The following is a 12,963-nucleotide window of genomic DNA, read 5'->3' on the forward strand; positions in this document are numbered from 1 at the left end:
GGCGCCACCGCGGGGACATCGGTCACGATCAGCGGATGCTGACGTCCCCACGGGCCACCCACCTGAGACCGACTGCGGTCTGGACTTCCAGCCACTGGCCCGATGCGGAGACGCGCGTCGCCTGCAGCACCGTTCCCGGATTCAGGGCGTGCGGAGCAGTGCCACCTTCCCAGGAGCTCGCTCGAGGTCCGCACGCCGAGCTCGTGAGGGGCGAGACCCAGCCTTGAGTCTGGGACTCGACCACATACTGGCGGGACGCAGCCCTCGTCCCGGACGGTGTGCCGCACATGGTCAGATCCTCCCGCGGAACCCACCGATTACCGGCGCGTGTCTGGATCTGGAGCCACTGCCCAGAGGCGGAGATGCGGGTCGCCTGGACGACCGCGCCGGCGCTGATCGAAATCGGTGCGGTACCAGTCCCCCAGTGTCGCGCCTCAGGCCCACAGGCCGAGCTGACGATCGGGGACACACCGGCAGAAGTGGCATCTTGTGCGACGTAAAGCCTGGAGGCCTGCCTCGTACCAGCGGGGGTGGCGCATTGACTCACATCATCTCGCCTCACCCAGCGAGGCCCACCAGCGGTCTGGATCTCCAGCCACTGCCCGGACGCGGAGATCCGGGTCGCCTGGACGACGGTCCCGGCACCGATCGATCGCGCCTCAGCGCCGCACCGCTCGAAGGGCGACCGCCAACCGACGGTCGATGACTGCACCACGTACTGCCTGGAGGCGCCGCGGGTCCCGTTAGGATCCGTGCAGGCGGCGTTGATCTGGGCCGAACTTGCGTAGTCCACCGAGTCACGGGCCACCCACCGCCGGCCGGATTGGGTGTGGACCTCCAGCCAGAGGCCCGAAGCGGAGATCCGGGTCGCCTGCAGGACGGTTCCAGCTGGCATCGAGACGGCATCGGTGCCACAGCGGAGCAAGGGCTTCGCCCAACCAAGCGTCCCTGTGCGCACCACGTACTGGCGCGAAGCACTGCGGGTCCCGGCTGGGTCGGTACAGGCTCGCGCGATGTCACTGGAGGTGGCGTAGTCCACCGCGCTGCGAGCCACCCAGCGAGGACCGGAAGGTGTCTGCACCTCGAGCCAATCCCTGGAGGCTGAGATCCTCGTCGCTTGCAGGGTGGCACCCACTGGGAGCGTGATTGACCCTTCCGCGCAGTTGTCTCGTGGCACGAGCCAGGCCGTGACCGCGCTCGTGACGACGTACTGGCGGGACGCGGAGGAGGCCCCACTCACCGGTTCGCACTCAGGAGGAGTGGGTTGGTAGGGCGGGTGCTGCGAGGTGCTCGTGTAGACCCGCTGGATCAGCCCGGGGATGCGATCGACGATGGCCTGCCCCGGGCAGGTGGTGGACTGCACCCGGCGGTGTCCGTAGATGCGCGGCAAGCCAGAGGTGGACCCCACCGTCGTGGTGGTGCGGGCATCGATGCCGGCCCGGTGGAACTGCCAGGCGATGATTTCCACGAAGCGGTCATAGACCACCTCGGGTGGGCTGGTACTGGTGAAGTCACCCATCACGGCGATGCCCAGCGAGCCGGTGTTGTGGCCAGAGGCGTGCCCACCGACCACCATCCGGCCAGCGGGCGAGTCCAGAGTGCCTTTGCGGCCTTCGAAGACCTGACCGAATCGGTCGACGAGGAAGTTGTATCCGATGTCGCCCCAGTTCCGGTCCCAGCGGTGAAAGTGCCAGATTCCGCGAACGATGCCAGCGGACTGCCCTGCGGTGTAGTTATTCGTGCCGGCCGTGTGGTGCAGGGTGGCGCTGCGCAACTCCGGGTACTCCACGGGGTAGTCGATCGGCCAGGTGGTATTGGCCTCGTCAGCACTCCAGCCAGCCCGGGAGATGATCGTGGGTGCGGCCGGGCCACTGGCTGGCATGGCCGAGGTCGTCTGCGGGCTCGCCTGGCTCTGTGACTCGGATGTACTGCTCTCCGCCTGGGCCTCTACCTCGTGCGTCTCTGCCTCTGCTGCGGCCTCGGCCGCAGCGAGCTCAGCGAAGGCGCTCGCCGGGACGACCGGGTCTTCCGTGGGCAACTCGCGAGCCGTCTCAGGCTCGACGATCTCTGCAATGGCCTGCTCGGGCTCGGCAGGATTGTCGGGAATGAGGGCGAGTTCCAGTCCCGTGGGAAGCTCCTGGATGTCGCCCGAGATCTGGATCTGGACACCGGTGGCTCCGCCCGTGATGAACACGCCCGCGCACGCCGGACAGGTACAGATCGGGAGCCACGGCGACCAGCCCTCCGCCTCATAGACACGGAGGAAGATGTCGAGGTCCGCGTCGAGACCCGCCTCCGGATCCTCGCTGCCCGCCCAGGTGAGCCCTGCGACGAGGAAGTGCTCGGTCTGCACGGGCTCGCTCAGCACGGCAATGCCCTCGAGAGATTCGTCCGCGCGCATCGTGGAAGGCTGCGCGGCGAGCTGCTCGGCTCCGTCGACGGCGATGGATGTGCGCTCCGCCGCATCGTCGGTGAGTGGGAGGTACTGGACCGGTGCCGGGTCGGAGGTGGCTTCGTGGGTCGACACTCCACCCTGTGCGCCCGCATCCTCTTCCGGACCGGTCGATTCCGGATCCTCGGTGTTCGCATGTGCTGGTAGGGCAACAGTGGAAGTCAGGCCGGCGAACACCAGCGCTGCGGCCGTGGCAGTGACGGATCGGGTAACGGTCATGAGCAGGCCCCCGGGGGAAGTGACTGGGCGCGGGCAGAGAAGGTTCTGCCCGCGCCCAAGCTACGTCAGCTTCCACCTCAGGCCACGGCGGACGCGCGGGGGCTGGGAAAGATCAGCCTGCGGTGCCGAGCCTCTCCTGGAGCTTGTTGTCGTACATGGACAGGGCGGAGCCGATCGCCATGTGCATGTCGAGGTACTGATAGGTGCCCAGCCGTCCGCCGAAGAAGACGTCCTTCTCACCGTCCTGCAGTCCGCGGTACTTGAGCAAGGCTTCGCGGTCGGCGGCGGTGTTGATCGGGTAGTAGGGCTCATCGGCCCGCTCGGCGAAGCGTGAGAACTCCCGCATGATCACGGTCTTGTCGGTGGGGTACTCGTCCCGCTCGGGGTGGAAGTGCCGGAACTCATGAATACGGGTGTACGGCACATCCTGGTCCGCGTAGTTCATCACCGAGGTGCCTTGGAAGTCCCCGATCGGCAGCACCTCGCGCTCGAAGTCGAGGGTCCGCCAGCTGAGCTCTCCGCCGGAGTAATCGAAGTAGCGGTCGACCGGGCCGGTGTAGACGATCGGCAGCTGGCCGACGGTGGCCTGCTTGTTGATCGGCTGGGACTCGTCGAAGAAGTCAGTACTGAGGCGGACCTCGATGTTCGGGTGATCCGCCATGTTCTCCAGCCAGGCGGTGTACCCCTGGGTGGGCAGTCCTTCCCAGGTGTCGTTGAAGTAGCGGTTGTTGTAGGTGTACCGCACGGGAAGCCGGGAGATGATCGCCGCGGGCAGTTCCCGCGGGTCGGTCTGCCACTGCTTGGCGGTGTAGCCCTTGATGAAGGCCTCGTAGAGGGGACGCCCAATGAGGGAGATCGCCTTCTCCTCGAGGTTCTGAGCTTCACCGGTATCGATCTCGGCGGCCTGCTCGGCGATCACCTTGCGCGCCTCCTCGGGGCCGTAGGCCGCGGAGAGGTACTGGTTGATGGTGCCCAGGTTGATGGGCATCGGGTAAACCACACCCTGGTAATTGGTGTACACGCGGTGGATGTAGTCGGTGAAGGAGGTGAAGCGGTTGACGTACTCCCACACCCGCGGGTTGGAGGTGTGGAAGAGGTGCGCACCGTACCGGTGCACCTCAATCCCGGTGTCCGGGTCCGCCTCGGAGTAGGCGTTGCCGCCGATGTGGTCACGGCGGTCGATCACGAGGACCTTCAGGCCCAGCTCGCGTGCGGCCCGGTCGGCGATGGTGAGGCCGAAGAAGCCGGAGCCCACCACGAGAAGATCTGCGTTCATGGCGTCCACTCTACGGAAGTGCGTCACTGTTGCCGGCCACTGAACTGCGGCGATGCTCACTCCAGTGCGCCGGCCACCTCCAGCTCGTCCTGCACCTCGCCGGGAAGGACCCACAACCGGTACCCGTGGCTGGGGCGACCGGAGTAGGCGCGTGCATCGAAGTCCTCCGCCAGCGGCCACTCGCGACAGGAGATCACCAGGTCGGAGCCAAACGCCTCTCCTTCCCGGGTATCGACCAGCCTCACCACACGCGGGGATAGCCAGTAGGGGAACCAGTTGATCGCCGTTGGGTAGGCACGAGGTCCGGCCACGCAGCCGAGATCGAAGTCAACATCTGCCAGTTCGCCGTCGAAAGCCAACGTCTCGGCTTCCTCGATCGCGCGCGTGACGTTGCCAGGGTAAGGACGTACCTGTGAGGGGTTCGCGAGTATGGCGAGTACGCACACGACAACAAGAGTCGCACTTGCCACGGCCCTTGGCCGATGACGCAATACCAGAAATAGTGCGATGCAAGCGAAGACAAAGGCCGTCGCCCACAGCCAGAACCGCGCCTCATTAGTGAACGTCGGCAACAGCGGGGTATCGAAGGGGCCTTCGGGAAAGAGAGCAGTCCACGAGAGGATCGCAGAGTTCGATGGGCCGATTCTGCCCCAGAGCGGAACCTCAGGTGCCACCTTCAAGAGGACCGGGACCGCTCCGAGAGCAAAGATGCCCGTGGCGCTCCAGAGCACACTAGACCGTACACCCCGTATCAGAGCCACGACCGCAATGAAGACAATGAACGCCGAAACCGGATCGATGTAGCGCGAATAGGTCCAGGCGTCAAGGCGGGTAGAACTCTCACTAAACAGGATGTCCGGGCGAGTCCACCAGATCGCACTGACAAGCATGGTGGACAGCCCGAAACCGAAGAGAAAAGCTCCCACACCAAGCCGCACGGTGCGCAACTCACGGAACGTCCATACTATGACGATCACGCAACCGAGCGCGAAGAGCCCGGCCGTACCTACGACCTGAACCCAGGTCTGAGTCATGAAAACCTTCGCGAAGAGCCCTAGGTCAAAATTAGCGAGCGTGTTGGCGAGCGTTTCATCCTTCCCGTACCCCGAGAGTAATACTCGATCCAAGAAAACCTCGACGAAGGCCTCCGTCGCCACATAGGATCCCGCAAGAAGGAGGAGCCCGAGCAAACTAAGCAGCCACCGCCGAAGGGCGAAGGCAAGTAGCCAGATCGCCGCAGTCGCTACGAGGGCGATCGCCCGCGGATGCGTGAAGTAGACGGCTCCGACCGCCACGACAAACAGGGCCATGCGCCACCACGACGGATGTCGCCATAGCGCGAAGGCTCCAAGCACAACCCAGGCGAATAAGTGGAAAACCAGCTGTTCGCTGAGTGCGTAGTCGGCGAGCACGCTACGAGCGGGCAGCATCATGACAATCGACGACGCCACCACGCTCTGGGCAACCGTGAGGCCCAGGTAGCGACCGAGAAGCGCAAGAGGAACGATGGTCGCGACGCCAAGCACATTACTGATGGTCACCGCAGCCGTGTAGACGCTCGCGGGATCCTGTGTAAACCACCAGACGGGCGCAAGCACGAACGCCCACCCCGGGTAGTACCCACTACCCGAAAGCTGAGCCACGTTGTCATCGCCCGAAATGAGGCGCGCCATCTGCAGCAGGTGGTTCTCATCCCACGGGGTGCGCGGTGCGACGGCATCCTGCGAGATGTGCCAATAGAGGACTGCGGTCAGAATCGGCGCGACCACCGCCAGGATCTGCCAGTAGCGACTCCCCCGGCCCGCTGCTCGAGGTTCCACCTCATTGACTTGGCGGAATGCCCTCGGCATGGACACGTTCGTGGTCAAGAAGCTCTCCTGAGTCGTCAGCGGCGCCGTGTGGGCACCCCGCACTATATGGGTCAAGGCACGCCGCCACCAAGACCCCCCAGGACGACGATCCACTCGAAGGATTGAGACTTCTTCGGTCAGCCGTGAATGGTGGCGCGCCAGCTCTCGGGGTCGGTGAGGTCCCGGGCAGCGGCGCGGTAGCTCTCGGAGAGTTCATCCCACTGCTTGCGCAACTCGGCCAGCGCGGCACCAGAGCTCTTGAACTGAGCGCGGAAGAACGCCTGGTCACGGCGGTAGACGTTGGCCGAGGTGCGCGCCGAGTCGGTCACCACCACAGAGTCGTAGCGCGGCATACGCCACCAGGTGGCGTCGCGTCGAACAAGTTCGATCTGGGGCGCCGCATCGGGAGGCGGCGATGCCGAGGCCCAGTGCCTGGCGACCTGCGCGGCCGTCCAGACTGGCAACTTCCGGCGTGAGGGCGGGAAATCCCACTCGATATCGAAGGTTCGTCGCCCACCCACAGCCGCGGGGATCGCATCCGGCTTCGCGTAGAGCTGGTTCTCCACGAAGTCTCCACGCAGGGCACGCAGTCGAGCAAAGATCACCGGAAGGTCCTCGTGCAAGTGCTCCGGGCCGCGCAGAATGTCTCGGTACGCCAACTCCCGGATGTGCGCAGCGAAGTACTCCATACACAACAGATGCTTGGAGTCGATCCGACCCAGGTGTCCAAGCAGCTTCCCGGAGTTCTCGTACGGCGAATGCAGCAGCGCCGAGAGAATACGGTTACGGGCGTGGAAGTAGGCCTGCCACTCGCGCGAGTCGTCCTTGTCCGTCCAGGCCACATGCCATAGTGCCGAGGAGGGCAGGGAGACCGTGGAAATGTTCGCCTGGAGCTTGGCGCGAATCGAGTATTCGGCGTCGTCCCACTTCAGGAAGGCGGGCAGGGAGAGGCCGATGCGGCGCATCACGTCGGTGGGGATGAGGCACATCCACCAGCCGGTGTAGTGCGCGGTCTCACGGCGGTGGGCCCAGGTGGTGGCCCGCAGGTTACGGTCGTTGAAGTTATGCCGATGGTGCGCCGGGGGTCCGGGGTTCCACAAGAAGTTCTTCAGATCGATCTTCTCAGCCCAGGCGTGCACCACCGTGGGGTTGAACATGTCGAGCATGTGCCCACCGACGATCGTGGGTTCCGTGGCGAAACGCCCGAACTGCACCAGGCGGTAGATCGCCTCGGGCTCGACCCGGACATCGTCGTCGAGCAGTAACGTGAAGTCCGAGACCCCGGCGTCCAGAGTCTCGAGCATCGACCGGGAGAAGCCGCCGGAGCCACCGAGATTGGCCTGTTGGATGTAGCTGAACTGCTCGCCCAGCCGCTCCGCGATGGCTTCATAGCCCGGATAATCGGAGACCTTCTTGCTGCCCTGGTCGATGACGTAGATCCGGTCGATGACCGAGAGTGCTTCCTCGGAGTCCGCGAGGGCGTCCAGGGTGGCCAGGCAGTAGTCCTCCTTGTTCACCGTGGTCATCCCGATCGAGGCGTGCCCCTGCCTGCGTGGCTCGGATTCGGTGGTCCACTCACCACTGAGGAGCTCGAGGCCGGCCTCGCCTGGGAGCAGGTCGAACCAGAACCAGCCGCCCTTCTCCCGCCCTGCGAGGGAGAGGGTGGCGGTCAGCTCGCCCTCGCCGTTGACCTCCTCGCGGTGGACGACCTGCGATGCGGAGGTGTGGTCGGAGGCGAAGACCTCGATGGCGCCACTGCCGCGGGTGCGCACGGTCAGGGTCACCTCGTCGGCGTCAGTGTGGTGACTCCAGTAGCCGGCGGGAAGCGCGTTGAAGTACGTGCCGTAGGAGATGCGCTCTGGCCCTCCGGAGCGGTCGACGTACAAAGCGGTGGCCTGGTGCTCCTCAGAGACGCCGGAGATGGTGTGAGCCAGCACGATGGTCATGGATGATCCTTCTCGGGTGAGCGGGCGGAGTCGGTGGTCAAGGGTGGCATGGGCGCCCACTCGCGGTCGCGCCAGATCCGGCGGCCGTCACGCACTCCGCGCATCAGCACGCCCAGGCCGCGCAGACTCCGCTCGACGACCACCAGCCGGAAGATCTCCTTGGCCAGGGTCAGCACGGTTCCCAGGGCGAAGCCGGGGCGGTTCAGCTTGCCATGCTCGGCGAAGTACCGGCCGACGTACGCCCGGTTACGCATGACGTGGTACTTCGCCAAGGCGCTGGAGTCGTTGAGATGTCGCAGCCCCAGGTTGACCTGCCGCTGGGCACGTTTGCGCTTGAGCACGAAGGCATCCACGTAGGCCACCTCAGTCTGCCGTGAGGCCAGCCAGGCGTAGATGGCGTCGTCCCAGGAGATGAAGAACCGAGGGTCCGGCAGTCCGATTGATCGCACGATGTCGGTGCGGATGAGCATGCCCTCGAAGGTGCCGGAGTTGGTGATTGCGTAGCCCTCGTCGCTGAAGGCGCGGCGCGTATATGGCAGCGGCACCCCGAGGAACTGGTTGAACTTCGCTTGCCAGAAGAAGGGGGTGCCGTCCACGTCGTACCGGCGGCCGTGCAGCACGGCGAAGCGGTCCATCCAGGGCTCGAAGCGGTCCATCGCCTCGGGAAGGATCTCGACGTCGTCGTCCATCAGCCAGATCCAGTCGGCACCGGCCTCCACCGCGAGCCGGACGCCCTCACTGAACCCCCCGGCGCCACCGGTGTTCGTCTCCATCCGATGATTGACCAGAACATCGTCGCCCAGCCGGGCGCGGTAAGACTCGATGATCTGCGCCGTCTCCGGTGCCGAGGCGTTGTCCACCACCACCACCCGGAAGGGCGGTCGATTCATCGCAAGCACGCTCTCCAGGAGCTCGTCCAGGAGGCCCGGCCGGTTGTAGGTAACGATGGTGACAGCGAGTCGCACACCCCGCAGTCTCGCATGCCGGCCGGGACCGGGCTGCCCTGGGGGCGCGCCGCGGCAGTGGGTCTGGTCTCAGCCGATGCGCCGGGGGCCGGCCTGCCAGGCCTCCCAGGCGGAGCGGATGATGTCGGAGAGCCCGTGCTCGGCTTTCCAGCGCAGGACATCGCCGATCTTCTCCGGGGAGGCCACGAGGCGCGGCGGGTCGCCCGCCCGGCGCGGCTCGATCTCGGCGGTGACGTCGAGCCCGGACGCCGCCCCGATCTCCTCGATGACCTCCTTGACCGAGATGCCCACGCCGGTGCCCACATTGAAGGCTTGGCCCACGGCCCCTTCCTCGGCCAGCACCGGGTCGCGCAGCTCGTCCAGCGCGGCCAGGTGAGCCTGGGCGAGGTCCAGCACGTGGATGTAGTCCCGGATGCAACTCCCGTCCGGGGTCGGGTAGTCCTCCCCGAAAATCCTGGGCCGCTCACCGCGCGCGAGCCGGTCGAGGACCATGGGCACGAGATTGAGCACGGCCGGATCACCGAGATCGGGCCAGCCGGCCCCGGCCACGTTGAAGTAACGCAGGGCAGACCATCGCAAGCCCCAGGCACGCTCACTCGCGGCCATCATCCACTCGCCGATCAGTTTGGTCTGGCCGTAGGGATTGATCGGCCGAGGTTCAGTGCCGTCTTCCGTGATCAGCTCGACGTCCGGCATGCCATACACAGCAGCTGAGGAGGAGAAGATCATGGTGCCGACCTTCGCCGCTTCCATCGCGGTGAGCAGATTCGCCAGGCCGCCGACGTTCTGCTGGTAGTACCACGCGGGGCGGAGCACCGACTCGCCCACCTGCTTCTTGGCCGCGAAGTGGATCACGGAGTCGACGGCATGCTCGCGCATCGCCGTTTCGAGGCTCTCCGCGGCACCCGGGGCGGCGATGTCGACCTCGATGAGAAGGGCGTCGCCCACGCGTGCTGCCTGCCCAGTGGAGAGATCATCGGCGACCACGACCTCCTCGCCCCGCTGCTGGAGAAGACGAACCACGTGGGCGCCGATGTAGCCGGCACCGCCGACGACCAGAATGCTCATACACCCAGCCTAGCCACGTGTGAGCAGCTCTCGCTCCGAGGCCGGAAAGGCTCAGGGCACCCACGCGCAGACGGCGCGGCCGGAACCACTGAGGCGGATACCGCCGGCCGCGTGCGGGATGAATGCGGAAGCGCCGCGCGGCAAGTGCATCGACCTGCCATCAGCACGGTCGCACAGAAGCTGGAGATCGCCGTCCAAGGCGAGGACGATCCGCGGACCGTCGGCGGGAAGCTCCTCCGCGTCGGTGCTGCCCGTATGCAGCACGGTCACAGTGAGGGCGAACTCGCTGGCCGGCACACGGTAGTTCTGCGTGCGCTCCCCCGATCCCGTGTAGGACACCTCGGGAAGCGTGAGATCGCACGGGAGGAAGGAGGCGCAGTAGAGAAGCGCCCCCTCATCCATGTATTTGGTGGTCAGGCCTGCCCGCAGCACGTTGTCCGAGTTCGCCATGACCTCCACTCCCATTCCGGAGAGGTAGGCGTGCACCTGCCGGACGGGGATGAAGGCCGCCTCGCCCGGGTCCAAGGTGAAGCGGTTGAGCATCAGGGAGGCCAGGGCCCCGGGGTCCGCCGGATGTTGCTCGATCAAAGCCAGCACCGTGCTGTCAGCACGTGGATAGGGCGATCCTGCGGCGAGGCGCCGGCGGATCGACTCCACGGCAACGTCGAGTTCGGAGAGCATCCTGGGGTCGGACCGCGCGGCGATCAGCGACTGGAATGCTCTCCTTGTGCGCCCAGCGCCCCGATCGGCCAGGAGTTTGCTGCGCACCGTCTCGGCCAGCGCACCCTCCACACCGTCGAGAAGGTCGAGGATCACCTGGGGGCGCCGGAAACCAGCAAGGCCATTGACCTCGGTCAGTGCCAAGATCATCTCCGGCTTGTGCTGGTCGTCGTGAAAGGAGCGGCGCGGATCCCCCGGAGCAATGCCCCTCCGGAGCTCACGCTCGTGACCTTCGATCGCCTGCGTCCGAGAGGGATGCACCTGCAGCGAGAGTGCCTTGCCCGCCGCAAGAACCTTGAGCAGGAAGGGCAACCGCGGCCCGAACTGCTCGGCCACCCGGGGCCCGAGGGCCTGCTCGGGTGCCTCAGCAATATGGCGGTCGAGACCGATCTCCTCGCCCCCGAGCTGCACGACCGACGGCGCCTGGGCGTGCGCACCAAGCCAGAGCTCAGCCTGCGGCTCCCCGTCGGGCTCGCGGCCGAGCAGCTGGGGGATGGCGTCGACCGAGCCCCAGTCATAACGCCGCACAGAGTTGCTCAGCGGCAGCGGCTCGCAGAGTGGGGAGGACAGCACCGGTCAAGAATAGACAGCGGGTGTGTCACCGGTCAGCCCCATTGCGGTGGCCGATCGAGCGTGGCCGGATCCGCGCTACGCCGAGAACCCGACGCCTCCCTGGGCGCGCTTGCCCCGCAGCCGTGCACCCTTCTTTTCCGCCGCGGCACGCAGCTCCTCCTGGAAGGTGGCCATGCGCTCTCGCACGGCAGCGGCGGCATCGTCGCTCCCGGCGCCCAGGATGCGGGCGGCGAGCAGGCCGGCGTTGCGCGCTCCGGCCACGGAGACCGTGGCCACCGGGACCCCGGCGGGCATCTGCACGATGGAGAGCAGCGAGTCCATGCCGTCGAGGTGGCGCAGCGGGACCGGCACGCCGATGACAGGCAGGGGCGTGACCGAGGCCAGCATGCCGGGCAGGTGGGCGGCGCCGCCGGCACCGGCGATGATGACTCGCAGTCCGCGCCCTGCGGCCTCACGGCCGTAGTTGATCATCTCTTCGGGCATGCGGTGCGCGGAGACCACGTCCACCTCGTGGGCGATGCCGAACTCCTCGAGTGCGGTGGCGGCGTCCTCCATGACGGGCCAGTCGGAGTCCGAGCCCATCACGATGCCGACCTGCGGGGCTGCTGTCTCAGTCATGGGATCAGTCTCCCATCACCGTGCGCGCTGTGGCGGCTACGCGGGCTCCTCGCCGCGCAGCAAGGCGACAGCGCCGTGCGCGGCCGCCCGGGCCGCCTTCAGATCCTCACCGGTGACGGTGACGTGCCCGAGTTTGCGCCCCTGCCGCACCTCTTTGCCGTAGAGGTGCACCTTCGCGCGGGGGTAGCGCGCCATGACCTCGGGATAGGCGGCCACCGGGTCTTCCAGCGCCGAGCCGAGGAGGTTCACCATCACGGCATGCGGCGCCGTGGGTGCGGTCTCACCGAGGGGCAGGTCCAGCACGGCACGCAGGTGCTGCTCGAACTGGCTGGTGATGGAGCCGTCGATGCTCCAGTGCCCGGAGTTGTGCGGGCGCATGGCGAGTTCGTTGACGAAGAGCTCGCCATCGACCTCGAACATCTCCACGGCCAGCACACCGGTGACATCGAGCGCTGTGGCGATCCGCTCGGCGATCTCTTCGGCGCGTTGCGCCACCGCGGGCTCGAGACCGGGTGCGGGCGCTGTGACCTCGAAGCAGACGCCGTCCTGCTGCACGGTCTGCACGGTCGGCCAACTGCGCAGCTCACCGGAGGGCCGCCGCGCCACCAGCACCGCGAGTTCCCGCGTGAAGGGCACCTTCGCCTCGGCGAGGAGCTGACCACCGGGCTCGAGCGCACTCAACCAGTCGCCGGCCTCATCTGCGGAGGACACCACCCGCACGCCTTTGCCGTCATAGCCGCCACGGGCGGTCTTGACCACCACGGGCCAACCGGCCTGCTCGCCGAAGGCGGTGAGTTCGAGACGGTCGGAAACCGCCGCCCACGCCGGGCACGGCAACCCGGCTGCGGTGAGCGCGCGGCGCATCACGATCTTGTCCTGGGCGTGCAGTAGTGCGTGCGGTCCGGGGCGCACCGCCACGCCATCGGCGCTGAGCCGCTCCAGGATCTCTGCCGGCACGTGTTCGTGCTCAAAAGTCAGCGCCGCAGCTGGGCCAGAAGCCGAGGCGGAGGCTGATCCCGCCACCAGGGCGGCAATGGCCACACCGTCGGAGGCGGCACCCACCGAGACGTCCGGGACCACCTGGGCTGCGGAGACCGTGGGAGATTCCACGAGCACCCGCAGGTGCACCCCGAGCGCCACTGCTTGCTGCTGCATCATGCGGGCCAGCTGCCCGCCGCCGACCACGGCGACCACCGGTGCGTTCACAGGGCCTGAGACTACCGGCCCGGCGGCCTGCCGCCGACGCCACAGTGCGCAGGCGGACGCCGTCCCGCCG

General features: G+C 66.8%; 9 protein-coding genes. All 9 read right to left on the minus strand.

Translation table 11 applies throughout. From position 1 onward, the window contains the following. Window positions 1-28: 28 nt before the first annotated feature. On the minus strand, window positions 29-2,671 hold the full coding sequence (locus tag EDD31_RS02310; RefSeq protein WP_123302729.1) for an N-acetylmuramoyl-L-alanine amidase: 2,643 nt from the start codon (window positions 2,669-2,671) through the stop codon (window positions 29-31). Window positions 2,672-2,783: 112 nt separating this feature from the next. After that, on the minus strand, window positions 2,784-3,947 hold the full coding sequence (gene glf / locus EDD31_RS02315; RefSeq protein ID WP_123302730.1) for a UDP-galactopyranose mutase: 1,164 nt from the start codon (window positions 3,945-3,947) through the stop codon (window positions 2,784-2,786). A 56-nt stretch (window positions 3,948-4,003) separates the two neighbouring features. Further along, a complete protein-coding gene (locus EDD31_RS02320) occupies window positions 4,004-5,815 on the minus strand; it encodes a hypothetical protein (protein ID WP_148058843.1) in 1,812 nt (603 codons plus the stop codon). Window positions 5,816-5,934: 119 nt separating this feature from the next. Beyond that, window positions 5,935-7,743 (minus strand): glycosyltransferase, encoded by a 1,809-nt coding sequence (locus EDD31_RS02325; protein WP_123302732.1) that lies wholly within the window; start codon window positions 7,741-7,743, stop codon window positions 5,935-5,937. Further along, complete coding sequence (locus tag EDD31_RS02330) at window positions 7,740-8,708, minus strand: glycosyltransferase (protein WP_245990777.1); 969 nt, start codon at window positions 8,706-8,708, stop codon at window positions 7,740-7,742. The genes EDD31_RS02325 and EDD31_RS02330 overlap by 4 nt, the downstream gene beginning before the upstream one ends. 69 nt (window positions 8,709-8,777) lie before the next feature. Continuing rightward, window positions 8,778-9,776, minus strand: coding sequence for a UDP-glucose 4-epimerase GalE (galE, locus tag EDD31_RS02335; RefSeq protein ID WP_123302734.1), 999 nt, complete (start codon window positions 9,774-9,776; stop codon window positions 8,778-8,780). A 51-nt stretch (window positions 9,777-9,827) separates the two neighbouring features. Continuing rightward, complete coding sequence (gene manA / locus EDD31_RS02340; RefSeq protein ID WP_123302735.1) at window positions 9,828-11,069, minus strand: mannose-6-phosphate isomerase, class I; 1,242 nt, start codon at window positions 11,067-11,069, stop codon at window positions 9,828-9,830. A 75-nt stretch (window positions 11,070-11,144) separates the two neighbouring features. Continuing rightward, window positions 11,145-11,687, minus strand: a complete 543-nt coding sequence (gene purE, locus EDD31_RS02345; RefSeq protein ID WP_123302736.1) for a 5-(carboxyamino)imidazole ribonucleotide mutase — start codon at window positions 11,685-11,687, stop codon at window positions 11,145-11,147. A gap of 36 nt (window positions 11,688-11,723) precedes the next feature. Then, window positions 11,724-12,893 carry a 5-(carboxyamino)imidazole ribonucleotide synthase gene (locus tag EDD31_RS02350; RefSeq protein WP_123302737.1) on the minus strand — a complete coding sequence of 390 codons (1,170 nt, stop codon included), beginning with the start codon at window positions 12,891-12,893 and terminating at the stop codon, window positions 11,724-11,726. Window positions 12,894-12,963: the final 70 nt, after the last annotated feature.

The sequence above is a fragment of the Bogoriella caseilytica genome, assembly GCF_003752405.1.
Taxonomy (GTDB): domain Bacteria; phylum Actinomycetota; class Actinomycetes; order Actinomycetales; family Actinomycetaceae; genus Allobogoriella; species Allobogoriella caseilytica.

What these genes read in the sequence shown, in the direction of transcription:
- EDD31_RS02310 (WP_123302729.1), bottom strand. Translation starts at nt 2,671, where the DNA reads ATGACCGTTACCCGATCCGTCACTGCCACGGCCGCAGCGCTGGTGTTC.
- glf (WP_123302730.1), bottom strand. Translation starts at nt 3,947, where the DNA reads ATGAACGCAGATCTTCTCGTGGTGGGCTCCGGCTTCTTCGGCCTCACC.
- EDD31_RS02325 (WP_123302732.1), bottom strand. Translation starts at nt 7,743, where the DNA reads ATGACCATCGTGCTGGCTCACACCATCTCCGGCGTCTCTGAGGAGCAC.
- galE (WP_123302734.1), bottom strand. Translation starts at nt 9,776, where the DNA reads ATGAGCATTCTGGTCGTCGGCGGTGCCGGCTACATCGGCGCCCACGTG.
- purE (WP_123302736.1), bottom strand. Translation starts at nt 11,687, where the DNA reads ATGACTGAGACAGCAGCCCCGCAGGTCGGCATCGTGATGGGCTCGGAC.